Here is a 23,665-nt window from a genome sequence, read left to right as displayed (position 1 = left end):
GTGCGCTACCCCTCGCCGGACAGATCGCGCCGCGCCTTGTCGAGTTCTTCGGCATAGCGGCGCATCAGATGGCCTTCGGTCAGCAGCCCGACCACCTTGCGGTCGGTGAAATCCTCGACCACCGCCAATTCCTCGGCGCCGGCGCGCTGAAAAGTCTCGGCGGCCGATTGCACGTTCATGCTCGGCACCAGCACCGCGTCCTTGAACTTGGCGAAGGACTTAACCGGCATCTCGTCATCCGACAAATGGCTGTGCAATTCGGCGACGATCAGCACGCCGACATAATGCAGGTCGGCGTCGACCGCGATGACGCGCTGCGAGGCACCGAGCGGCACCTGCTTGCGGAATTGTGCAAGCGTCGTCGAGACGTCGATGGTGCGGACATCCTTGCGCATCATCGAGCCGACAGTCAGGCTGCGCATCCAGCCGACATCATGCGCGCTGCGGATGGTTTCGCCGCGCAGGTGAAAACGCCATGTCGAGAAGGAATAGCCGAAAGTTTCGCGCACCAGGATCGCCGCCATCAGCGAGGACGCCAGGACCACGCCGGTCAGCGTCAGGTCACGGGTCGATTCCAGCGCCAGGAAGGTCATCGTCAACGGGCCGCCGACGACGCCTACGGCGAGCGAGGTCATGCCGACGACGGCGGCGACGGCCGGGTCGATGCCGGTCGCCGGCGAGACGAATGCCATAGCGCCGGCAAACATCTTGCCGAGCAGCGCGCCGAGGAACAGCGAGGCAAAGAACAGGCCGCCTCGGAAGCCGGAGCCGAGCGAGATCGCCGACGCCGCCAGCTTCAGCACAAAGACGCTGGCCACCACGGCCAGCCCGTAATTCATCGCGAATTCGCGGTGCAGCGCGCCATGGCCGCTGGACAGGACCTGTGGGGTGACCAGGCCCATCAGCCCGACCATCACGCCGCCGATGGCTGGGCGCAGCGAGGCGTCGATCGACAGCCGCGCAAAGACGCGCTCGATCATGCTCACCAGATGCATGATGGCGATGGAAGCGCCGCCGCCCAGAAGCCCGAGCAGCATGAACGGCAAATACTGGCTGACGGTGAGCGCCGGCAGACCGGTGAGCTCCAGCGGAAACGGCACGCCGCCGAACACCTCGGCAGTCAGCGAGGCTGAGATCGCGGCGGCCATTACCGGCGCGACATTGGCGACCGAGTAGATGCCGATGACCAGCTCGAAACCGTAGAAGGCGCCGGTCAGCGGCGCGTCGAAGGCGGCGGCGATCGCGCCGGCGGCACCGCAGCCGACCAGGATGCGGACATCGTTGCGGCGCAGCCTGAACAAGCGCGCCAGCCGCGACGCCAGGCCCGAACCCACCTGCGTATAGCCGGCCTCGAGCCCGACCGAAGCGCCGAAGCCGCTCGAGATCATCGTCTGCCCGGCGATGATGAAGGTGTCGGTCAGCGACATGCGGCCGCCGTAAAGCGCATTGGCTTCGATCGGATCGACCGGCGTGCGGAATTTTCGCTTTCTCAGCCAGATCACCGTCAGCCCGAGCAGGATGCCGCCGGCCGCCGGTATCAGCGCCTGCTCCGGCTTTTGCAGCGAAAACATCGCCGAAAGCCGACCGCCGGGCTGAACGCCGAACATAAGCCCATGCAGGACCTGCACCAGTCCGCTCATGCCGGTGACCAGCGCACCCGCCATCATCCCGACCAGGGCCGCCAGAATGACCACGGCAATGCCGCGTGCCTCGAGCAGCGGGATAGATCTGATCAGCACCGCGCGCAACCGGCGGGCATAGACTTGCGGTTCGTTTCTGGGCGGTTCTTTTCTGGAAAGCACCGGGCGGCTCGCCGATATCCAAGGGGGAGTGGTGCCTGATACGCCCGGCAACATCGCATGGCAACATGCCGGCCGCCAAGGTGTCATGCCCGCGTGATGCTGCGGCGATAAACCCCATCTTCATCTCGGGGAGCCGCGTTGACGTAAACGTCAACCCGAAGCTATATGCGCCGGCGACCGTGGCTGCAAAACCAGGCAAGCGGCTTCGCCCAGGTCGAAGCGCCGGCGCGACAAACGCAACGAGACGAGGAGAACCGCCATGAGCGTTCAGGAGATTGCCGACAAGATCAGCGCGCGCGTGGCGAGCGCCGGGTTCGATCGCTCCGTGAAATTCGACACCGGCAGCGACGGCGTCATCGTCATCGACGGCGCCGATGTCTCGACCACCGATGCGCCGGCCGATTGCACCATAAAGCTGTCGCTCGACGATCTGGACTCGCTGATCTCAGGCGATCTCAACCCGACCATGGCTTTCATGTCCGGCAAGATAAAGGTCGAAGGCGACATGAGCGTCGCCATGGCGCTGAGCCAGCTGATCGGCTGATCCACTCCGGTCCGGGATGAAAACAAGCCGCCGTGCAATGGGCGGCTTGTTTCTGCTCCGTCACGCAGCGAGCGGCAGCCGCTGTGCCTTCAGCTTGCGCCCGGCCGCCTTTAGCGTGCCTTGGGCGCCGTCGAGCGCGCCTTCCACCAGTTCCAGCGCCAGCAAGCGGTGCCGTTCGTAAGGTCCAGGCATGGCCAGAGGGCCGGTCTTCGCGGCCGAAAACCCGAAGCGCTCGTAGTAGGGCGCGTCGCCGACCAACAGGATCGCCGCATGGCCAAGGCGCGCGGCCTCAGCGACCGCGTGGTGCATCAGCGCCGAGCCAATCCCGGCATTCTTGAGCGCCGGGTCGACCGCAAGCGGGCCGAGCAGCAACGCTGCCGTGCCGCCTTCGCCCAGCACCACGTCCCACAGCCGTACCGTGCCGGCAACAGTGCCCGACGCGTCGCGCGCGACAAAGGCCAGGCCCTCCGACGGCCGGCGGCCGCGCCGCAGCTTTTCCGACGACTTCTTCCGGCGCTTCGGCCCCATGGCGCGATCGAGCAAAGCCTCGCGCGATGCAATATCTGCCGCAGTTTCGGCGACGATCGCAAAAGCGCCGGTTATCTCCCCCCTTGAGGGGGAGATGTCGCCGCGGGCGACAGAGGGGGTCGGCACGTCCTGACGCGACACTCTATCGTGGACGAAGAACGTCGGCGCTTCACGCGCGGCGACCCCCTCTGGCCACTTCGTAGCCATCTCCCCCTCGAGGGGGGAGATTCCCGCGGCGCCTTCAACGACGAAATCTACAATGTCCATTTCCGCGATCCTTCACGAGCGGAGATCTGTTCCACAGGCGAACCCGGGCGGGCGACAGGCGCCCACCTCGGGGTGATCTGAGGGCCGAAGCCTTCAGATCACGTAGGATCGGAGAGGCTCGAAGCCGTTGAAGGCGACCGAGGCGTAGGTCGTGGTGTAAGCGCCGGTGCCCTCGATCAGCACCTCGTCGCCGATGGTCAGCGACAAGGGCAGCGGATACGGCGTCTTTTCATACATCACGTCGGCCGAATCGCAGGTCGGGCCGGCGAGCACGCAAGGCGCGGTCTCGCTGCCGTCATGCGCGGTGACGATCGGATAGCGGATCGCCTCGTCCATCGTCTCGGCGAGACCGCCGAACTTGCCGATGTCGAGGAACACCCAGCGCACATTGTCGTTGTCGGCCTTCTTCGAGATCAGTACGACCTCCGATTTGATCACTCCGGCATTGCCGACCATGCCGCGGCCCGGCTCGATGATCGTCTCGGGGATGGCGTTGCCGAAATGCTTCCTGAGCGCCGAGAAGATCGCCTGGCCATAGGCCTGCGCCACCGGCACATCCCTGAGATAGCGGGTCGGGAAGCCGCCGCCCATATTGACCATCTTCAGCACGATGCCTTCGTCGGCCAGCGTCGCGAACACCTTCTTGGCATCGGCCAGCGCGCGATCCCAGGCAGTCAGGTCGGTCTGCTGCGAGCCGACATGGAACGACACGCCATGGGCGTCGAGGCCGAGCGCCTTGGCATGGCGCAGCACGTCGACCGCCATCGCCGGCACACAGCCGAACTTGCGCGACAGCGGCCATTCGGCGCCCTCGCCGTCGGTCAGGACGCGGCAGAACACACGGGCGCCGGGAGCAGCGCGTGCGATCTTCTCGACTTCCTCGACGCAGTCCACCGCAAACAGCTTGATGCCGAGCTGGTAGGCGCGCTGGATGTCGCGCTCCTTCTTGATGGTGTTGCCGAAGGAGATGCGGTCCGCCGGCGCACCGGCGTCCATCGCCATCTCGACTTCGGCAACGGAAGCGGTGTCGAAGGACGAGCCCATCGCAGCAAGCAGGCGCAGGATTTCCGGCGCCGGATTTGCTTTCACCGCATAGTAGATCTTGGAATCGGGAAGCGCCTTCTCGAAGGCGCGGAAATTGTCGCGCACGACATCGAGGTCGACGACGAGGCACGGGCCGTTCGGACGTCGGGTGGCGAGAAAGTCAAGGATGCGCTGGGTAGCCATCGGGTCTCTCCATCAGCGCCTTTCGGCGCGCACAAAGGCTTGCGGACGCGGGCTCTCGACCTCGCGAACACGCGTGGACAAAGGCGGGACGTCAAATCCATGGAACCAGCCGGTGGAGACCCCGGAACCATGAAGCGCCGTCTCGCGGCGGTGAACCTTGGCCTTGCCCGGCCTCGGTTCGCTTTGTCTGCCTTGGCTTGGATGGGAGACCCGTCCGCACTGCCGGCAATGAAGGTGTGCCTCTTCAGTAACCCCGGTCTTTGGACGACCGGCAGAACACCAGAAAGGCCCGCACCGTCGTTGCTTCAAGGTGTCCTCGGTTGGCGGTTGGCCGCTAAACCGACTGGAGGGGTTGGCTCCAGTTACCTTACCGATTGCCCTCACCATTCGAGGATCGGCGGACACCCACAGGCACGTGCGACTTTGGGCAAGCGCGATATAAGATCGAAAGATTTCACAATCAATAAAAATCGTATGGCAGGTTGTAAAATTTGTGGCATCGAACAATGCTGCGGCAACCAGAAAAAAAACGCTGCGGCAAGCACATCCGGATATCGAACGCATGACAGGCACTCGCGGCCCGCCGAACGCTTTTCTCGACCTTGATCCAATCCCTGTAGCCAATGCGCAATCCGGCCCGCTTGCCGGCTTGCGGCTGGCCGTCAAGGACATCTTCGACGTCGCCGGCTACCGCACCGGCTGCGGCAATCCGCAGAAATACCGGGACGCTTCACCGGCGATGGCGACCGCGCCGGCCGTCCAGGCGCTGCTTGATTCGGGTGCGCGTTTCGTCGGCAAGACGCAGACCGACGAACTCGCATTTTCCCTGCTGGGGCTGAACGCGCATTTCCCGTCGCCGGTCAACCCGGCAGCACCCGACCGCGTCACCGGCGGCTCGTCCTCCGGTTCTGCCGCGGCAGTTGCCGGCGGGCTGGCCGACATCGCCACCGGATCGGACACCGGCGGCTCGATCCGTGCGCCGGCAAGCTTCTGCGGCCTGATCGGCCTCAGGACGACGCATGGCCGCATCTCGCTCGACGGCGCCATGCCGCTGGCGCCTTCGCTGGACACGTTCGGCTGGTTCGCAAGCGACATCGTCATCTACGAAGAGGTCGGCACGCTGCTGCTCGGCGACGATCCGCATTCCCACGAACTGGCACGCCCGCTTGCCTTCGATGCGCTGGACGGCCTTGTGCTCGGCCCGCACGAGGCCGATGAATATCGCGCCATGGTCCGCGGTGTCGCTTCGGTGCTGGGTGCGCCGCGCACCGTCGGCCCGCTGTCGCATTCCACCGACGATCTCTATTGGTGCTTCCGCAAGCTGCAAGGCTATGAAGCCTGGCAAAGTCACGGCGCCTGGATCGCCGGCGGCGAGCGCATGCTGGGACCCGGGGTCAAGGAGCGTTTCGAGCACGGCGCGACCATCGACGCGGCAATCGCACAACGTGAAACGGAACGTCGCGTTTCGTTTCGCCTCGAGCTTGCCGGCCTACTTGGCGATGACGGCGTTCTTGTGCTGCCGACCGCTCCGGGTGCCGCGCCGCTCAAGGCCGCGTCATTCGACGATTTGCAGGCCTATCGCGAACGCGCGCTGAGATTGCTGTGTCTTTCCGGCCTGTCTGGCTTTCCGCAAATCACGCTGCCGCTCGGCAAGGTCGACGGGGCGCCGTTCGGGCTTTCGCTGCTCGGTCCGAAGAACAGCGACCGGCAGTTGATTGCGCTGGCCGCCCGCATCCTTTCAGCCCACCAAGGAGGCGCATGACATGGATACGCTGACCCGCATGCGCGCCTTCATCGACGTGGTCGAGGCCGAAGGCTTTTCGGCGGCGGCACGCAAGATCGGCCGCTCCAAGGCGCTGCTGTCAAAATATGTGCGCGAGCTGGAGGACGAGCTCGGCGCGCTGCTGCTCAATCGGACCACCAGGCAGTTCTCCCTGACCGAGGCGGGCCACACCTATTACCGGCGCGCCTCGGAGATCGTGCGCGAGGTCGACAGCCTTGCCGATGCGGTGCGCGAATCCTCTGGCGACGTGCGCGGCAGGATCAAGCTGTCGGCGCCGCGCACTTTCGCCGACGCGCCGATCGGCCAGTCGCTGATCGACTTCGCCAAGCAGCATCCCGATATCATACTCGACGTTCAACTCGACGACCGTTTCGTCGATCTGGTCGAGGAGGGCTTCGATCTGGCGGTGCGCATTTCGCGGCTGGAAAATTCCTCGTTGATCGCCAGGCGCCTGGCGCCGTTTTCGGTGCGGCTTTGCGCGTCTCCCGAGCTGATCGCCAAGCACGGCATGCCGGTCAGGCCGCAGGATCTGGCCCGTGTGCCCTGCATTATCGACACCAATGGCCGCTGGCTGACCAACTGGCCTTTCAAGGGCGACAGCGGCGATACGGTGAGCGTTTCGGTCTCCGGCCCGATGGAGGTCAACAGCCCGATGACGGCAAGGGCGGCGGCCGTGGCGGGCTTGGGGTTTTCCATCCTGCCGGATTTCATCGCCGCGCCCGACATCGAAAACGGCAAGCTGGTGACTGCGCTGGATGACCGCATCCTGCCTGGCGGCGGCATTTTCGCCGTCTATCCGCACCGGCGCTATCTGCCTGCGAAAGTTCGCGTTTTCGTCGACTTCCTGGTGCAGTGGTTCAAGGCGCTGGACAATGCATGAGCTTTCAGCCGCCTTGCGGTCCCATTTTCGCCCGCTTTCTGGTAACTGTCGGCAATTCACCGAAGCCGATTGAATCGCGACCGAGAATGCACCTGAAACAGCAAGCCATCATGCTGGCTTCGGCCTTGACCGCGACGTTTGCCGCCGTCGGACCGGCTGAGGTGCACCCCCACGTCTTCGCCGAAGCCCGCCTCGAAGTGGTCCTGGGCCCGGATCACCAAACTGTGAAGGCATTGCGCCATGTCTGGCGGTTCGACGATTTGTTTTCGAGCACGGTGATGATGGAGTTCGACAAGAATTCCGACCTGAAGCTCGACGACAAGGAGCTGAAGGATGTTGCCGACACCGTCCACGCCTCACTTGCCGAATTCAACTACTTCCAGCTCGTCACCGTCGACGGCAAGGACGTGGCAATGACCCCGCCGCCGCATCTGATGGCCAATTTCGATAATGACCAGCTGATCATCCTGTTTGAATCCGAACCGAAGGTGCCGATCAAACTTAGCGGCAAGATAGATATCGGCGTCTACGATCCGACCTTCTACACCGCGATCGATTTCACCGAGGATGCCAATCTGCAGGTCGATGGCTTGCCGCCGGCCTGCACCAGCAAGGTTGTCCGCCCCAACCCGGACGAGGCGATCGCCGAGAACCAGAAGACCCTGACCGAGGCCTTCTTCAACGATCCGACAGGCACCGACATGAGCAAGATCTTTGCCACCAAGCTTGAACTGACCTGTCAGCCGGAAGGATAGATCCAGTGGCGAAACCGTCCCTGCGTTTGGCATTCGGTCTTCTGGCCGCCGCCTTTGTGATGACGCACTTTCTCGGCTCCGCCCACGCCCAGAGTTCGCTGGGCATCGGCACCAATGACGGCATGGCTCCAACCGCCACCGGCCCGTTCGCCCACATCCTGATGTGGATCAATCTGCGCCAGCAGGAATTCTATCATGCGCTTGCCGGCGCGATGAAGGCGATGCGCCAGGATGGCAGCAGGCTGTGGCTGCTCATCGGCCTGTCCTTTGCCTATGGCATTTTCCACGCCGCCGGCCCCGGTCACGGCAAGGCGGTGATCTCGTCCTACATGGTGGCCAATGAGGTGGCGCTCAAGCGCGGCATCATGCTGTCCTTCGTCTCGGCCCTGCTGCAGGCGCTGACCGCGATCGTGGTGATGCTGCTCGCCTATTTCGTGTTGCGCGGCACCGCGATATCGATGACCGACGCCGCATGGTTCCTCGAAATCATGAGCTATGTCTTCGTCACCCTGTTCGGCGCCTGGCTGCTTTGGCGCAAGGCCGGCCCGGCCATCCTTCGCCTGTTCGGCGCAAGCCCCGGCTACAGCCTCTCGGCTGCCCAGGCCGGCCATTCACATGCCGGCCATTCACATTCCGCGCATGCCCATGCGGCACATTCCCACGCGCTTCATGCGCATGACGATCACGACCATGCGCATGACCATCATGACCACGGCGCTCACCACCACGCCCATGCTGCGCACGATCACCACAGCCATGCGGCGGGCGAGGTCTGCGAGACCTGCGGCCACTCGCATGCGCCCGACCCGGCGCTGCTTTCCGGCGATCGCTTCGATTGGCGCACGGCCTGGTCGGCTGTCGCTGCCGTCGGCATCCGCCCCTGCTCCGGCGCGCTGATCGTGCTGAGCTTCGCCTTGCTGAACGGGCTATGGTTCGGCGGCATCCTGTCGGTGCTGGCCATGGCCCTCGGCACCGCAATCACCGTCTCGGCTCTGGCGACGCTTGCGGTGACCGCGAAGAACTGGGCGGTGTATTTTGCCGGCGACGGCCGCATGGGCAACCGCATCCATTCCTTCGTCGAGATCGGCGGCGCCGCCTTCGTCTTCCTGTTCGGACTGCTGCTGCTCTCGGCCAGCCTGACTGGCGCCTGACCTCGTTGCGTCCGATCGGGGCGCTTTAACTACGGATATTGCCCCCCAACTCGTCCTCGATATGGACGCGTATGATCTCGTCGAAGCTCGTTTCGGCGGCAAAGCCAAGCTCCTTCGAGCGCCGCGCCTCGAAGCGGGTCGGCCAGCCCTTGACGATACCCCAGATCGTCTCGTCGGGCTCCTCGCGGATCAGTTTCACCGCCTTGGCGCCGGCGACACGTTCCAGCGCTTCGATCTGCTCGCCGACGCTGACGGCGACGCCCGGCATCGTCAGGTTGCGGCGCGGTCCGACGGGGGCGCCGTCGATCTGAGCCGCATGGATCAGGAAATTCACCGCCGAACGCGGGCTGGCGTGTGTGTGGACGACGGAGCGCGGCACCGGCAGGATCGCTTCATGGCCGCTCAGCGGCTCGCGGATGATGCCGGAGAAGAACCCCGAGGCCGCCTTGTTCGGCTTTCCCGGCCTGACGCAGATGGTCGGCAGCCTGATGCCGATGCCGTCGAAGAAACCGCGCCGCGTATAGTCGGCAAGCAGCGCCTCGCCGATCAGCTTCTGCGTGCCGTAGGAGGTCAGCGGCGTCGGGTGGAACTCGTCCGGAATGACGTCGGGAAACGGTGCGCCGAACACGGCGATCGACGAGGTGAAGACGACGCGCGGCGCAAACCCCGCCAGCCTTATGGCGTCGAACAGCGCCCTTGTGCCGTCGAGATTGACGCGGTAGCCGAGATCGAAATTGGCCTCCGCCTCGCCCGACACCACGCCGGCGAGATGAAAGATCACGTCGGGGCGCAGCGCGACCAGATTTGCGGTCGCTCCCGGTGCGGCAAGGTCGCCGGTGTGGGGGGTAATGCCGACACCTTCGAGCACCGGCGCTTGCGGCGGCACGATATCGTGAAGATCGAGCGCGGCGATCTTGCGGCCGCCGAGCGCCCCGTCCTTGGCCAACCTGGCGATGAGTTTGCGGCCGACCATGCCTGCCGCGCCTGTAATCAGAATGCGCATGTCACTTTCCCTTTTTGCGCTGGCTGCGGCTACGCAGCCAGAACACGACGAAGATTGCCACCATGAAGATCGCCGCGACGACGCCGGCAAGAACCGTCGAGATCTTGCCGACCGCCAGCATCACTGTTGGAAGATTATAGGCTGCGATGCCGAACAGCAGCAAAACCCAGGCGGCGCCGATCGCCGCATTGCGAGTGTCGCGGTCCATCACGCGGCGCCAGGGCGGCGAGAGTTCATGTCGATCGTTGCCAATGCCCGGAACTCCCGAAGTCAGTGATAATGGCCGCGGTGCGGTGCCGTGTCATGCGCATGCTCGTGCTCGTCATCATGCTCATGTCTGTCTGCACATTGACCGAATTCCGGTTCGACCGTGGCATGGGCTATGCCATGTTCCGCCGCAAGCCGCTTCTTGATCGCGCTTACCGCCATATGCGCGTCGACGCCGTCATTGAGGCAGGCATGCAACGTCGCCATGTTGCTGGAGCCGTCGAGCGACCAGACATGCATGTGATGCACCTCGCGCACGCCCTTGATCGAACCTTCGATGTCCCTCGCGATCAGGTCGCGGTCGAGGCTTGCAGGCACGCCTTCGAGCAGGACGTGGGCAGCCTGGCGCATCAGCGACCAGGCCGTGGACAGGATCAGCAGCGAGACCAGGACCGACAGGATCGGATCGATAGGTGTCCAGCCCGTCGCCAGGATCACCAGCGCCGCGACGATCGCCGCCGCCGAGCCAAGCAGGTCGCCGAGCACGTGCAGGATGGCGCCGCGCATATTCAGGCTGCCGCGGTCACCGCCATGCAGCACGTAGAACGAGCCGAGATTGACCAGCAGGCCGGCGATCGCGACGACCAGCATCGGCCCGCCGAGCACCGGAGCCGGCGCTAGCAAGCGGCCCCAAGCCTCGTAGACGATCCACAGCGCAATGGCGAAGATGGCGATGCCGTTGGTGTAGGCGACCAGCGTCTTGACCCGGCCGAAGCCGTAGGTGAGGCGCACGGTAGCCGGCCGGCTCGCAAGATGAAAGGCATACCAGGCCAGGCCGAGCGCGACGCAATCGGCAAGCATATGGCCGGCATCCGCCAGCAGCGCCAATGAGCCGGTGAAGATGGCGCCCAGCGTCTCCGCAACCATGAAGCCGGCGGTCAGGCAAGCAGCGATCAGCACGCGCTTCTTGTCGGTCGAGCCGTGCACATGACCTGCGCCATGGCTGTGATCGTGGCCCTGCGCAGCATGGTCGTGGGTATGCGCCATCTATGAGCTCCTGCTAGAGCCTGATCCATCCCGGCAGACTCGGGACGGAGGCTCTGTCTTCATGTTTGACCATGATCTTATCCGAAAACCGGCGTCTACTTTTCGGGATCATGGTCAGGCGCCGAACTCAGCGCGAAAATCCTCGAGCCGTCGCTTCTGCCGGCCGTCGCCCTCGAAATTGGCCGGATCGAGCCATGCCTCATAGGCTCTGCGCAATGCCGGCCACTCCTTGTCGATGATCGAGTACCACGCGGTATCGCGGTTTTCGCCCTTTACCACAAGATGCTGGCGGAAAATGCCCTCGAACTTGAAGCCGAAACGTTCCGCCGCGCGCTTCGACGGCTCGTTGCGATTGTTGCATTTCCATTCATAGCGGCGATAGCCAAGCTCGTCGAAGACATACTTCATGAACAGGAACTGCGCTTCCGTCGCCGCCGGCTTTCGCGAGATCAACGGGCCCCAATAGATGTTGCCGATCTCGATGACGCCGTAGGCGGCGTCGATGCGCATCAGCGTCTGGCGCCCGGCAACCTTGCCGCTGGCCTTGTCGATGACTGTGAAGAACAGCGGGTCCTCGCTGGCTTCGGCCTTGTCCAGCCATGGCTGGAAGGCGGCGCGGGTCTGCGGCGGGTAGTCGGGCAGCCAGGCGAAGCGGCCATCTATGTCGGGCACCGAAGATGCTTCAAACAAGCCGTCGCCGTGCTTTTCAGCGTTGAGCGGTTCAAGCCTGACAGTTCGTCCCTCCAGCACCTTGCGTTCCGGCCGCGGGCGCGGTTGCCAATTCTTGAGATTTTCCGACACGCGAAGCTCCGATCCGTTGACTTTTTCGGGCGGACGCTCACAAAAACGCACGCTCGCTGAAAGAACCACACGGACGGGAAAAATGCTCCACACGATTTCGGCCTTCGACCGCCTCGGCGAGGAAAATGCGTTCGCGGTGCTGGCGCGCGCCACGGCACTTGCCCATCAAGGCCGCGACATCGTCAATCTCGGCATCGGCCAGCCCGACTTCAAGACGCCGCAGCATATCGTCGAGGCGGCGATCAAGGCGCTGCGCGACGGCCATCACGGCTATACGCCGGCCAACGGCCTGCTGGCGACGCGCGAAGCGGTGGTACGCCGCACACTGGCCACCACCGGCGTCGAAGTCTCGCCGGAAGCGGTGATGATACTGCCCGGCGGCAAGCCGACAATGTTCGCGGCGATCCTGATGTTCGGCGAGCCGGGCGCCGAAATTCTCTATCCTGATCCCGGCTTTCCGATCTACCGCTCGATGATCGAGTTCACTGGCGCTGCCCCCATCCCGGTGCCGATGCGCGAGGAGAACGGCTTTGCCTTTTCGGCTGCGGAGACACTGGCGCTGATCACCCCGAAGACCAGGCTGCTGATCCTCAACTCGCCCGCCAACCCGACCGGCGGCGTCACCCCCCGAGCCGAGATCGAGAAGCTGGTCAGGGGCCTGGAAGCACACCCGGACGTCGCCATCCTCTCCGACGAGATCTACGACGTGATGACCTATGACGGCGAGACGCACTGCTCGCTGCTCACCTTCCCCGAAATCCGTAATCGGCTGATCGTCCTCAACGGCTGGTCGAAGACCTGGGCGATGACCGGCTGGCGCATGGGCTGGTCGATCTGGCCGAACGGCGACAAGGGCGCGCATCTCTATGACAAGGTGCGCAAGCTGGCGGTCAATTGCTGGTCCTGCGTCAACGCGCCGAGCCAGTATGCCGGCATAGCCGCCATTGACGGCCCGCAGGACGACGTCGACAAGATGATGCGCGCCTTCGACCGCCGCAGGAAGGTCGTGGTTGAGGGGTTGAATGCCTTGCCGGGCGTTTCATGCATCACGCCGAAAGGCGCCTTCTATGCCTTCCCTAATGTTTCCAAGACCGGCTGGAAGGCCAAGAAGCTCGCCTCGGCGCTGCTCGAGGATGCCGGCGTGGCGCTGATCGGCGGCCCCGATTTCGGCATTCTCGGCGAAGGCTATGTCAGGCTGTCCTACGCGAATTCCGAAGAGAACATCCTGCGCGCGCTGGAGCGGATCGAGGCGTTCCTGGCGAAGTGAGGACGACGAAAGGAGACGCCAGATGTTCTATGCCATTCTTGCCTATCACGAGGAAGAAGCGATCACGGCGCTGACGCCTGAGCAGGATGCGGCGCTGATGACCGATCTTCTCCAGATCAACGATCGGCTCTACCGTCAAGGCACCCTTGGGCCTGCGGCCCGGCTCGGCGCGACACAAGACGCCTGCACCTTGCGCGGGCCAGGCACCGGAATGGTTATCGACGGCCCCTTCGCCGAGACCAAGGAACAATTGCTGGGACTCTATGTCGTCGACTGCGCCAACCGTGACGCCGCTATCGACATTGCGCGCGACCTTCGCCGCGTCAATCCGACCGCCGTCTACGAAATCCGCCCGATTTCGCTATATTTACCCGGCGTGCCGCTTCCGGTCACCCGGCCCTGATTTAGGACCGGGTCGAGACTAATTTAGCCTCGCCCGACAAATGGCATCTTCGTCGCCATCACGGTCATGAACAGCACGTTGGCGTCGAGCGGCAGGCTGGCCATATGAAGGACCGCATCGGCGACGCGCTCGACATCCATCACCGCTTCGGCGGCAATGGTGCCGTTGGCTTGCGGCACGCCGACCGTCATCGCTTGCGCCATGTCGGTCAGCGCGTTGCCGATGTCGATCTGGCCGCAAGCAATGTCGAAGGGCCTGCCATCCAGCGCCAGCGTCTTGGTCAGCCCGGTGATGGCGTGCTTGGTCGCCGTATAGGGCACCGAGCCCGGCCGTGGCGCATAGGCCGATACCGAGCCGTTGTTGATGATGCGGCCGCCCATCGGCTGCTGCCTACGCATGGCGCCGAACGCGGCGCGAGCACACAGGAACGAGCCGGTGAGATTGACCCCGACGATGTCGTTCCACACTTCGACCGGGATGTCGTCGATCAATGTCGATTTGTAGCTCGTGCCGGCATTGTTGAAGAGCAGGTCGACGCGCCCGAAAGCCGCAGCCACCGTCTCGAACAGATCGTCGACCTGATCGGCCTTTCTGATGTCGCAGGCGAAGGCCAATGCCTTGGCCTGCGTCGGCCCGGCCGCGGCGATCGCATCCTCCAGCACTGGCTTGCGACGACCGCAGAAGACCGTATTCCAGCCGGCCTTGAGCAGCGCTGTGGCGACGCTCTTGCCGATGCCCGTGCCGGCGCCGGTGACGATGGCGGTTTTATAGTCGGTCATGGCTGTACTCCCTGAAAGGGATGAGGCATCGCAAATGACGGGAACCATGGCAAGGCGGCCCAAAGCCTGTGCTCACAAAAAGGGCGGCCGTTGGCGACCGCCCCTGATCCGAACCGGGCCTGGGAGGAGGAAAGCCGATCCGACTGCCTGAAATCATGCGCTTCCTCGGTTAACGAGAAGCTAACGCCAACGGCGCCGAGTTCCAAGGCTTCCTCTTCGAGCTACCAGCGCGAGCCTGCGACCGGCTTGGTTGTGCTGCCCGCTGCCGGCACCTTCGCCGCCGTCACCGTCGCCTCGACATGGTCGACCAGCGCATCCGGCAGGCCGAGACGGCCGGCAAGCAGGTCGAGATAACCGCGTTCGGCCCGCGTGTCCGGATCGATGGCAAGACGCGAGGCGGTGTAGAGTTCCAGCTTTTGCGCATCGGTCTTGGCCCCTGCGATCAGCACATCCAGATCGAGCGGCGCCTCCAGTTCCGACATCAGGAATTTCTCCGCTTCGGCGCCGACGCCGGCGAGGCTGAGCTTGCCGGCGATCTTCTGCCGCTCTTCGTCATCGACGTGGCCGTCGGCCTTCGCCGCCGAGATCATCGCCCTGACCAGCGTCAGCGTGAATTCGTCTTCGCCCTGCGGCGCTTGCGACGGATGGAAGGCGGTATCGGCCGGCGGCGGCAGCAATTCCGGTTCGCCTGCAGCTTGCGTCTCGGCCGGCGCGTTGCCGTTCTTGTAGTTCTGGTAGGCCTTGTAGGCGAGGCCGCCGATCGCAGCCAACCCACCAAGCTTCACCGCCGCACCGGTGACCTGACGGCCTGGGCCGGTTCCGAGCAGCACCGCGGCCAGCGCACCGGCTGCAAGCGGATTGTCCTTGGCCATCTGCACCGCCTGCCCGGCCTTGTCGCGGACGGTCGATCCGGTGCCAGGAATTTGCGAGCCGAGCAGATCATCGAGGAGCTTCTTGGGATCGAACATCTATGCCTCCAGAATTGGCCCGGCCGAAGGTGCGCGGGCAGGTTTGGACGTCGAAGACCTAGGTCCCGCAGTTTGACATTACAATGACGGGTGCATCCTTTTACCCGCTGCCACGCATGACCCCGCACCGACATCTGCTGGGATTTCACGCGGAACTCAAAGTGCTGCAGCCTCCTGCCGCGCCCAAAAAAACACCCGGCGCTGGGGACATGGGATGTGTCGAAACCGCCCTCGACTTCGGGTAGTGTCGCGGCACGTCGCTTGGAAGGAGCCTGGCATGACCGATGAGACAGACCGCCAGCCGGCACGCGACCCCCAGGAACTGGAGCGCCTGCTGATTTCACGGCAATGGATCGGAGACATTGACGGCATGGCGCGCTTTTTGAGCCGCATGCAGTCATCGACAGCGGTGGCGGACAGCTGACGTTCGGCCGCGAAGCCATCCGGGCGCTGTTCGCGGAGATCACCGCAACCGGCCGAAAATTTCAATCCGGAGATCAGCGTCCGGCTGTCATTAATGGCGACCTGGCGCTCACCTCGACCCGGCTTCCCGACGGCACGATCACCACCGAGGTCGCGCGCCGGCAGAACGACGGGACATGGCTGTGGGTCATCGATCGTTTCTCTGTTGCTTGCCGTGAAGTTGCTTCACGTGAGCTAACTTCCGATGTGGCGGTCGCCGCGTGCTTGCGCCAACTCGACCTGGCGCTGGCGCTCGGCGTAACGGGCGCGATCTTCGTCCGAGCGGGCATCGAAGCAATGCGGGCATGAAACGCCGGTAGCATATCTCGGCGACAGCCGGTCTTCTGCGGCTAGCGGATGCCGACAGGAGCGGCAGAGTTCGGCCTCGCCTTCGACCAGCCCGTGCGATACCGAAACGCGCTCGTCGAAGACGAAGCATTCGCCTTGCCAGAGGCTCTGCTCGGCGGGCACGTCCTCGAGATATTTCAGAATACCGCCCTTGAGGTGGAACACATCCTCGAAGCCTAGCGACTTCACATAGGCCGTCGCCTTCTCGCAGCGTATGCCGCCGGTGCAGAACATGGCGATCTTGCGCCCGTCGAGCTCGTGCCGATGCTGCTCGACCCAGGCCGGGAATTCGCGGAAGCTGTTGGTGGCGGGATCGACAGCGCCCTTGAAGGTGCCGAGCGACACCTCGTAGGCGTTGCGCGTGTCGATGACGATGGTACCCGTATCCGAGATCAGTGCATTCCAGTCGGCCGGCGCGACATAGGTGCCTGCACCTGCCGGATCGATATTGCCCACGCCCATGGTGACGATCTCGCGCTTCAAACGCACCTTCATGCGGTGGAACGGCATCGTTGCGGCGCTGCTGAATTTGATCTCGAGGCCGGCGAGACCGTCGATGGATTCGAGATGATCGATGAGCGCGGCGATTGCCGTTTCACTGCCGGCGACCGTGCCGTTGATGCCCTCACGCGCCAACAGCAGCGTGCCTTTGATGCCGCGTGCGCAGCAGAAGGCGGCGAGCGGCGCGCGCAGCGCCTCGAAGGTGTCGAGCCGGGCGAAGCGGTAAAGCGCGGCAACGCGGAAGGCTTGGCTGGGCAGTGTCATCACCAAGCCACTAAACGCTCACGACAGCCGGATCAAGGCAGAGCCTGGAGTGGTCTGACCGCGGAGGTTTCGAACACCACGCGTGACATCGCGACACGCCGCGTTTCGTGGACAGAAAAATCGCCTTCTGCTAACCGGTCGACTTGATCAACAGAGGAGATGAAGACGAATGCCCAGCACGACCGAAAAGCTCCTGTCGCTCCTCAACGGCCAGCCGGTCATACCGGTGCTGAAGATCGCCAATCTTGCCGACGCGGTGCCGCTGGCCCGGGCGCTGGCCCGCGGCGGCCTGCCGGCGATCGAGATTACGCTGCGCACCGCCGACGCGCTGGAGGCGATCCGCCGGGTGGCGGGCGAGGTCGAAGACGCCGTCGTCGGCGCCGGCACCATCCTGGACGCCCGGCAGTTCGGCGAGGCGGCGGCCGCCGGTTCGAAGTTCATCGTCAGCCCCGGCATCACCCGCGAGCTTCTCGCGGCAGCCAAGGACAGCGACGTGCCGTTGCTGCCCGGCGCCATCACGCCGGGAGAGGTCATGGCCGCGCGCGAAGCCGGCCTGCGCTTTCTGAAATTCTTCCCGGCCGAACAGTCGGGCGGCATTGCCTCGCTCAAGGCTTTCGCCTCGCCGCTTGCCGACGTGAAATTCTGCCCGACCGGCGGTATCACCGGCAAGAACGCCGCCGACTATCTCAGCCTGCCCAACGTCATCTGCGTCGGCGGTTCCTGGGTGGCGCCGGACGATCTGGTCAAGGCCGGCAAATGGGACGAGATCGAAGCCTTGGCACGCGCGGCAAGCAAGCTCGGGCGCTAGCATCTTCTGCATCAAAGTCGCCGCCGATTTTTGGCCGATCTGGTTCCCCGGCTGGTTCCCGCTCATGGACTCGAACCACGATTCACGCCTTCAAAGGGCTGGTTTGTCTGCTATTTGACTAACCACCCGTCAGCCCCCCGGCTAGCCCGCATTAGCCGCCACGTGCCCTCGTAAACTATTGAACACCCTAGATAATTTTCCACGCATAGCTCGGCTGGCCTTAGCCGTCCGGTAATAAGGGCTAGCGCTAGCACGCCCCGGCATATTATATTTATATTAAGCGCGGCAGGCGCTGGGCCGAGCTAGGAGATATGAGTGGCAAGGACAGTTCGAGACGCAAAGCTGGAAACGCGGGCTGCGCGCGACCGCCTCAAGGTGGGCGCGCTACACTGCCGTACGCTGGTGCCGGGGAAGCTGGCTCTACTCTACAAGCAGCAGAAGGCGGGCACCCCCGGCGCATGGACCGCGCGGCGTTATGTCGGCAAGTCGGATGAATGTACCAGCGGCTACAAGTTCGAGCGGATCGGTACCGCGGACGACCGTCAGGACGCAAACGGCGTCGACGTGTTCAGCTTCGCACAGGCACAGGCCGCTGCCCATGGTTGGCGGGATGAAGCGAACAAGCCGAAGCGGGTGCATTTGACGCTCACCGTAGCGCAGGCTGTTGAGCCCTATCGTGCCGATCGCAATGCGCGTGACTCGAAGCGCCGGGGGCGTGCTGTCAATTCGGATGCAAGCCGCAGGCTGCGGCGCTACCTCCTGGGGCAACCGGCACGGGGCAAGGGTAAGGCGATTCCGCCTGCGCCGCTGGCCGGGATTGCACTTTCTGCCCTGGAGGAGAAACACCTACGGGCTTGGCGCTCAGCCCTACCGGCAACCTTAAAGACAACCACGGTGCTTCGGTTGGTCAACGATCTTAAAGCGGCGCTTAATGCCGCCTATGAGGACAACCGCGTGGCGCTGCCGGCGTCCTTCGCGGCAGTCGTCAAGCAGGGCCTGAAGACGCCCAAGCATGATGACGACGACGATACCTCCGACCCGGTCGCGCGTGAGAGCCAAATACTTTCGGACCGAGCCATCGGTCATCTGATCCAGATCGCACGCGAAGTCGATGCCGAACAGGGCTGGGAAGGTGATGTATTCCGGATGGTGCTTGTACTGGCGGCAACCGGAGCGCGTTTCAGTCAATTGGCGCGACTCAAGGTAGCCGATTGCCAGATGGCTGCCGGGCGGCTGATGGTGCCGGTTAGCCGCAAGGGTCGAGGCGGCAAGTTCGGCTCAATCCCGGTTCCGGTGGGAGAAGACGTGCTGGACGCACTGAGGCCGGTGGTAAAAGGTCGCCCCGGCGACGCCGCACTGCTGGAGCGCTGGCACCAGAAGCAAATCCCCGGCAGCATTCGGTGGGAGCGCGTTCGGCGTGGGCCATGGCAGGCTTCGAGCGAGTTGCCATGGCAGGAGATTCGCAAGCGCGCCGGAATGCCCGATATTATCCAGTATGCCTTTCGACACTCCAGCATCGTGCGGGGCATCCGGCAGAATTTGCCGATCCGTCTGGTGGCGGCGCTGCATGACACCAGCATCGTGATGATCGAGCAGCACTACAGCCGGTTTATTGTAAGCGGACTAGAGGAAATGGCACGGCAGGCAATCGTGCCTCTTGTCCCGGCTATTAAGGCCGACTCCAAGGTTGTGCCCATCAAGCCAGCCGGTAGCGAGCGCTTTGCCGTCAGCCTGGAGGACGTCGTGCCTCTCGAGCGCGACGAGGAATACATGCCGCCGCAAGTTAAAGGCGGGGCTTAAGCGGGCGCCAACCGGCCCGTAGCGCCGCCTAGCAGTCCCACAGGGTCGGTCGCCGGGCGGCGGCGGGTACTAGCGGCACCCGGCCCCGTGTGCGAACAAGAGGCGACAGGAGGTAGCTTGCAGCGCGGGGTTGGCGATGCTAATCTCGATTCACTCTAGGAGACGGTAAGCCACTTCAGACGGTCATCGACCGTTGTGCCTGAAAAGCACGTGGCCGAGAATCCCGCACGAGCCAGTGGCCCGGGAGCGATCAGCGGAAGTTAACCCGCGCTCGCCCGGCCTTTTTCTTTCAGGTCTGTGACGAGCGCCCACCACCAAGGAGGCTCGTCATGACAAACAAGACTATTCCCCAAATTTACCAAGATACGCCGGATGCGGGTGCTGCTCGCGCCGACGGCTTCAAGCCGAATCTCAACTACGGCCCTCGGAAGTCGACCAAGGGCCGCACGGTCTTCACATGGAAGCATCACGGCCCAGGACGGGTCGCGCTTGTGCTCATTGGTCTGATCGGCGATGCGATGGCGGCCGGAGATTTGGAAAGTGTGCGCAACTTTCAGGCGCACGGTGTCACTGCCGATCACCTTTATAGGGAGCTGTATCGCGTCTTTCCAGAATTTGGCGACTACTATTGTCAGCATCGTGGCGCGATACTTACCCCTTCGATTGTCTATAATCGCTTTATGTTGGTCGAGGATGTGTCTGCACTTCTCAAATCTGGAAAGACCATAACAGTCGCAGAACAGAGAAACTTGTCATCTCCCGTACTCAACGTGCTACTTAGTGTAACTAGCTGTACTTTACTCAAACCGGGTTAAGCGTTATAGTTACTCTATCAATGCGACAGTATAGATGAGATAAGGGAGAGTACAGATGCACAAGAAAATCGATGAGCTACTCGGCGGGTACAGAATCCCCGAAGTATGCCAGACGGTCGGCATCACAACGCCAACCTACTACAAACTTCGGGCACAGGGGCTCGGCCCTCGCGAGATGCGGTTCGGCGCGGCCGTGCGGATAAGCGCCGAGGCGCTGCGCGACTGGATTCGAGAACGCGAGGACTCCACCGGCGAGGAGGCCATGAAGATGCGGGAGATAATGAAAGAGCGGTCGATCCGCGCGACCAGCGCCATGAAATAAAATGAAAAGACCCGCCCCCAAAGATTTCGCCGTCGGAAGGAGCAGGTCTTATCAGGTTCCATCAGTTTAACCAGAAGGAGCAACCAATGTCCGTAAACTTTACCCTGCCGCGAGACGACAGTAAAGCCCCGTCCTCCATCCAGCTGCCTGTGATCGAGAAGATCACCGTCTTGCTGGATTGGTGCTATGAGCCGGGCATCACATGGAAAGTCACGCTTGCCGATCATGGAAGCATTTGCCTGCCTGTGCGTGAGGTTCTGGAATACAGAAAATTTCGTGTCCGCTGTGCCGAAGAACTGCGCGTTGTCTTCGGCGAGATGAAGGCCGACCTTTGGGCCGAGCAGATCAATGCGGCCCTGCCCCTGTCTGAGACTTTGCGATGGTAAAAACGAGGCCGCCATGGAGTAAACATGGGCGGCCCCTCGCAGCGAGGAAGTTCACGCCGAGAGACACAGCAATCTTGGGAAATTGCCATGCATGGCCAGTATAGATTAAAAGTAGAATAAGTAGTTCTGGCCCGCCTAAACCTTGCTGCGGAGAGAGAGAGAGAGAGAGAGAGAGAGAGAGAGTGATTGTTTAATTTCAAACCGCGAGCCGACGACCTCGCTCAGCCCTCAGTGAGGATTGTTATGAACAACATGGAAGCGGACATGGGCCGCGTGCTTCAGGTGGAACGAGATCGGCTGCGCGCGCTATACGCCGGGATGAAGGATTGTCACGGCTGGTACGACCACACGAAGGCCAAGCCGAACCCTGAGAAGAACGGCAAGATCGAGCTCAAGGACATAGCCGAGACGCGAGATAGGCCGCCGACGCCCGACCTATGGGACAGGCACCTGCAGGGCACGTATCCGGTCGGCATTTATCCGAGACGCGACGATGGTATGTGCCTCTGGGGAATGATCGACATCGACCAGTATGGCCCCGGCGCGCTCGTTGCCGAGATCGCCGCCAGAAGGGTCAAGGTTGCCGGGATGCCGCTCGTCGTCTGCCGCTCCAAAAGCGGCGGAGCGCACGTATACCTCTTCCTGACGGACTGGACTCCCTCCATGCAAGTCGGCAAGGCGCTGCGAGTGCTGGCTGAGAAGATCGGTTATCGCGACGTGAAGGAGGTCTATCCGCCCACGACGGGAGGTCAGGGAAACTGGCTGACAATGCCGTACTTTGGGTGTTGGAGCGAGGAAGGGCCGACGCGCTACGGCGTGACTGCCGGGGGCAAGGGTATGATGCTGGGGACCTTTCTGAATATCGCCGAGGCGTCGAGGGTCAATCAGGCTAAGTTGGCCGAACTGCTGCGTGCCCCGGCCCGAACGGAAGACGGACCGACGCAGGACGAGGCGCGACGACAACTCGAATGGCGGGCAGGATTGGTGTGTGGTGCCGCTCCCCTCGACGCCAACAACCAGCTATCGCCGGCAGCATTCGACATGGGCAAATGGTGCCGGGATACCGGCTTGCCGGAGGAGGAAGCGCGAGCCGAAATGCTACGCGCGTGGATGGTCCGCAAGGGGAATGATCGCGGGGCCGAGGCCGAGTTCAATGACGTGTGGCAGCGTCAGTTCAAGGCCGGCCAGAAGATGGGCGAACCGGCGACGCGTGGCGAGAGAAAGCAGAAAAAGATAGCCCTCGTTACGAACCTTGCCGATGTGATCGCGAGAAAGATCGACTGGTGCTGGAAGCCCTATCTGGCTCGCGGGGTGGTAACGATGTTCTCGGGGCCCGGCGGACAAGGCAAGTCGCAGGTGACGCTAGACCTCGCCGCACGGCTGACCAAGGTGGGCGTGTGGCCCGACGGCACTCCGATCCCGCAGGAGCAGATGGGCCGGGTGCTGCTCCTGTCTGCCGAGGACGGCAAGGCCACCACGATCAAGCCGCGCCTTGTCGCAATGGGCGGGGACCCGAGCCGCGTGGACATTCTCGACGGCAAGGAGGACGAGGACGGGAACGAGAAGGATATCGACTTCGACCATGACACGGACGTAGTGGATTGGCAGCTGGCGCAGCACGATGACTACGCGTTGGTGATCGTCGATCCAGTGACCGCATATGCCGGGAAGACCAACACCCACATGACTTCGGTGGTGCGCAGTCTCATCAGGCCGCTGCAGAAGATGGCCGAGAAGCACAACGTGGCGGTCCTGTGCATCGGGCACCCGCCCAAGGGAAGAGGCCGCGCCGCCGCCGACTCATTCTCCGGCAGCAAGGCTTACATCGATGCCGCGCGCGTGGCATGGGTCGCCGACGTAGAGCACAACGAAGTCGAGGACGAGGACGGGAAGATAAGGAACGAAGAGACTGGTCGGGTGTTCTTCGCAATCAGCAAGACAAACATCGGACCGGGTGGGCCGGAGTACACTTGGGCCTTTAGGAAGGAGATTGTGTGTCTCGGTGAGAATGACGAGATCGAAGTGTCGCGCATCGAGTGGCTGGGGAAGGTCCGCCGGACAGCCGACCAGGTGGTCGGTTACCGCGACGAAGTCGGGGAAGCGAGGCCGGGGCCGAAGCCGGACGAGAGGGAGAGGGCTGAGAAGTTCCTGCTGGATATTCTTGCGGACGGGCCGAAGCTCCGGAAGGAAATAGAAGTAGCGGCGAAGGAGGCCAAGATCACGCTACCGACGCTCGCGAATGCGCGAAAGGCACTCGGCAATCGTTTAGTAATAGAGCAGGAAAAGCACGGCGCGCGGAGGTCATGGTGGCGGCGGGAGGACGCGCCGATGCAGGAGGACCTGTTTTAGAGGGTGCCGGGGTATGGGGTGGTTAGCTTAGACTAGCTACGGCGTAAACCGTTGAGGCAACTTTATAAGGTTATACCTAAGATATTTACCTTATATACCTCGTAAACCTTATTAAGCTGCCTCTCCAACCGTATACCCTCCCCGGCAGCAAAAGAGCTTTATAAGGTTTATAAGGATTGTAGGTTTGTTTTACTAAGG

General features: G+C 63.1%; 24 protein-coding genes. 14 read left to right on the top strand and 10 right to left on the bottom strand.

Annotated features, from left to right (window positions below):
- Positions 1 to 5: 5 nt before the first annotated feature.
- Entirely contained in the window at positions 6 to 1,802 is a 1,797-nt protein-coding gene (locus tag NMG46_RS07130) for a chloride channel protein (protein WP_254816985.1), read from the bottom strand.
- A 259-nt stretch (positions 1,803 to 2,061) separates the two neighbouring features.
- Here NMG46_RS07130 and NMG46_RS07125 point away from each other — a divergent pair, with 259 nt between their 5' ends.
- Positions 2,062 to 2,346 carry an SCP2 sterol-binding domain-containing protein gene (locus tag NMG46_RS07125; RefSeq protein WP_254816984.1) on the top strand — a complete coding sequence of 95 codons (285 nt, stop codon included), beginning with the start codon at positions 2,062 to 2,064 and terminating at the stop codon, positions 2,344 to 2,346.
- Positions 2,347 to 2,406: 60 nt separating this feature from the next.
- Here NMG46_RS07125 and NMG46_RS07120 read toward each other — a convergent pair whose 3' ends face one another.
- Positions 2,407 to 2,970 (bottom strand): GNAT family N-acetyltransferase, encoded by a 564-nt coding sequence (locus tag NMG46_RS07120; protein WP_254817076.1) that lies wholly within the window; start codon positions 2,968 to 2,970, stop codon positions 2,407 to 2,409.
- A gap of 264 nt (positions 2,971 to 3,234) precedes the next feature.
- A complete protein-coding gene (odc2, locus tag NMG46_RS07115; RefSeq protein WP_254816983.1) occupies positions 3,235 to 4,368 on the bottom strand; it encodes an ornithine/lysine decarboxylase in 1,134 nt (377 codons plus the stop codon).
- A 562-nt stretch (positions 4,369 to 4,930) separates the two neighbouring features.
- On the opposite strand from odc2, the gene NMG46_RS07110 reads away from it, so the two are divergent.
- From NMG46_RS07110 to NMG46_RS07095, 4 genes are all read left to right on the top strand, one after another.
- Positions 4,931 to 6,130 carry an amidase gene (locus NMG46_RS07110; RefSeq protein WP_254816982.1) on the top strand — a complete coding sequence of 400 codons (1,200 nt, stop codon included), beginning with the start codon at positions 4,931 to 4,933 and terminating at the stop codon, positions 6,128 to 6,130.
- Between the two features lies 1 nt (position 6,131).
- Positions 6,132 to 7,031 (top strand): LysR family transcriptional regulator, encoded by a 900-nt coding sequence (locus NMG46_RS07105; protein WP_254816981.1) that lies wholly within the window; start codon positions 6,132 to 6,134, stop codon positions 7,029 to 7,031.
- An 86-nt stretch (positions 7,032 to 7,117) separates the two neighbouring features.
- Positions 7,118 to 7,786 (top strand): DUF1007 family protein, encoded by a 669-nt coding sequence (locus NMG46_RS07100; protein ID WP_254816980.1) that lies wholly within the window; start codon positions 7,118 to 7,120, stop codon positions 7,784 to 7,786.
- Positions 7,783 to 8,937, top strand: coding sequence for a nickel/cobalt transporter (locus tag NMG46_RS07095; RefSeq protein ID WP_254817075.1), 1,155 nt, complete (start codon positions 7,783 to 7,785; stop codon positions 8,935 to 8,937). The genes NMG46_RS07100 and NMG46_RS07095 overlap by 4 nt, the downstream gene beginning before the upstream one ends.
- 25 nt (positions 8,938 to 8,962) lie before the next feature.
- On the opposite strand, the gene denD is transcribed toward NMG46_RS07095, so the two are convergent.
- The 4 genes from denD to NMG46_RS07075 form a co-directional block, all read right to left on the bottom strand.
- Entirely contained in the window at positions 8,963 to 9,940 is a 978-nt protein-coding gene (denD, locus tag NMG46_RS07090) for a D-erythronate dehydrogenase (protein WP_254816979.1), read from the bottom strand.
- Position 9,941: 1 nt separating this feature from the next.
- A complete protein-coding gene (locus tag NMG46_RS07085; protein ID WP_254816978.1) occupies positions 9,942 to 10,148 on the bottom strand; it encodes a hypothetical protein in 207 nt (68 codons plus the stop codon).
- A gap of 62 nt (positions 10,149 to 10,210) precedes the next feature.
- Entirely contained in the window at positions 10,211 to 11,194 is a 984-nt protein-coding gene (locus tag NMG46_RS07080; RefSeq protein WP_254816977.1) for a cation diffusion facilitator family transporter, read from the bottom strand.
- A gap of 114 nt (positions 11,195 to 11,308) precedes the next feature.
- A complete protein-coding gene (locus NMG46_RS07075; protein ID WP_254816976.1) occupies positions 11,309 to 11,995 on the bottom strand; it encodes a GNAT family N-acetyltransferase in 687 nt (228 codons plus the stop codon).
- An 82-nt stretch (positions 11,996 to 12,077) separates the two neighbouring features.
- Between NMG46_RS07075 and NMG46_RS07070 the strand changes: the two genes are divergently transcribed.
- Positions 12,078 to 13,262 (top strand): pyridoxal phosphate-dependent aminotransferase, encoded by a 1,185-nt coding sequence (locus NMG46_RS07070; RefSeq protein ID WP_254816975.1) that lies wholly within the window; start codon positions 12,078 to 12,080, stop codon positions 13,260 to 13,262.
- A 22-nt stretch (positions 13,263 to 13,284) separates the two neighbouring features.
- Positions 13,285 to 13,665, top strand: a complete 381-nt coding sequence (locus NMG46_RS07065; protein WP_254816974.1) for a YciI family protein — start codon at positions 13,285 to 13,287, stop codon at positions 13,663 to 13,665.
- Between the two features lie 23 nt (positions 13,666 to 13,688).
- Here the strand turns inward: NMG46_RS07065 and NMG46_RS07060 are convergent, their stop codons facing one another.
- Entirely contained in the window at positions 13,689 to 14,444 is a 756-nt protein-coding gene (locus NMG46_RS07060) for an SDR family oxidoreductase (protein WP_254816973.1), read from the bottom strand.
- Positions 14,445 to 14,665: 221 nt separating this feature from the next.
- The gene (locus NMG46_RS07055) at positions 14,666 to 15,412 is read right to left on the bottom strand and encodes a tellurite resistance TerB family protein (protein WP_254816972.1); all 747 of its coding nucleotides are present in this window, start codon (positions 15,410 to 15,412) and stop codon (positions 14,666 to 14,668) included.
- A gap of 277 nt (positions 15,413 to 15,689) precedes the next feature.
- On the opposite strand from NMG46_RS07055, the gene NMG46_RS07050 reads away from it, so the two are divergent.
- Positions 15,690 to 15,836: a hypothetical protein gene (locus NMG46_RS07050; protein WP_254816971.1), complete on the top strand. Its 147-nt coding sequence runs from the start codon at positions 15,690 to 15,692 to the stop codon at positions 15,834 to 15,836.
- 233 nt (positions 15,837 to 16,069) lie between these two features.
- On the opposite strand, the gene NMG46_RS07045 is transcribed toward NMG46_RS07050, so the two are convergent.
- Positions 16,070 to 16,993 carry a rhodanese-related sulfurtransferase gene (locus NMG46_RS07045; protein WP_254816970.1) on the bottom strand — a complete coding sequence of 308 codons (924 nt, stop codon included), beginning with the start codon at positions 16,991 to 16,993 and terminating at the stop codon, positions 16,070 to 16,072.
- Positions 16,994 to 17,156: 163 nt separating this feature from the next.
- Between NMG46_RS07045 and NMG46_RS07040 the strand changes: the two genes are divergently transcribed.
- The 6 genes from NMG46_RS07040 (at position 17,157) to NMG46_RS07015 (ending at position 23,467) form a co-directional block, all read left to right on the top strand.
- On the top strand, positions 17,157 to 17,795 hold the full coding sequence (locus NMG46_RS07040) for a 2-dehydro-3-deoxy-phosphogluconate aldolase (protein WP_254816969.1): 639 nt from the start codon (positions 17,157 to 17,159) through the stop codon (positions 17,793 to 17,795).
- 315 nt (positions 17,796 to 18,110) lie between these two features.
- Positions 18,111 to 19,595, top strand: coding sequence for a site-specific integrase (locus NMG46_RS07035; RefSeq protein WP_254816968.1), 1,485 nt, complete (start codon positions 18,111 to 18,113; stop codon positions 19,593 to 19,595).
- 329 nt (positions 19,596 to 19,924) lie between these two features.
- Positions 19,925 to 20,410, top strand: a complete 486-nt coding sequence (locus NMG46_RS07030) for a hypothetical protein (protein ID WP_254816967.1) — start codon at positions 19,925 to 19,927, stop codon at positions 20,408 to 20,410.
- Positions 20,411 to 20,465: 55 nt separating this feature from the next.
- A complete protein-coding gene (locus NMG46_RS07025; RefSeq protein ID WP_254816966.1) occupies positions 20,466 to 20,732 on the top strand; it encodes an AlpA family transcriptional regulator in 267 nt (88 codons plus the stop codon).
- A gap of 86 nt (positions 20,733 to 20,818) precedes the next feature.
- Positions 20,819 to 21,118, top strand: a complete 300-nt coding sequence (locus NMG46_RS07020) for a hypothetical protein (protein WP_254816965.1) — start codon at positions 20,819 to 20,821, stop codon at positions 21,116 to 21,118.
- A 243-nt stretch (positions 21,119 to 21,361) separates the two neighbouring features.
- Complete coding sequence (locus NMG46_RS07015) at positions 21,362 to 23,467, top strand: AAA family ATPase (RefSeq protein ID WP_254816964.1); 2,106 nt, start codon at positions 21,362 to 21,364, stop codon at positions 23,465 to 23,467.
- The last annotated feature ends 198 nt before the right edge of the window (positions 23,468 to 23,665 follow it).

Source organism: Mesorhizobium sp. LMG 17147, assembly GCF_024297145.1.
In the GTDB taxonomy this organism is placed as follows: Bacteria; Pseudomonadota; Alphaproteobacteria; order Rhizobiales; family Rhizobiaceae; genus Mesorhizobium.
The sequence above is the reverse complement of the archived record's forward strand: the minus strand, read 5'-3'. Positions and strand labels throughout refer to the sequence as shown.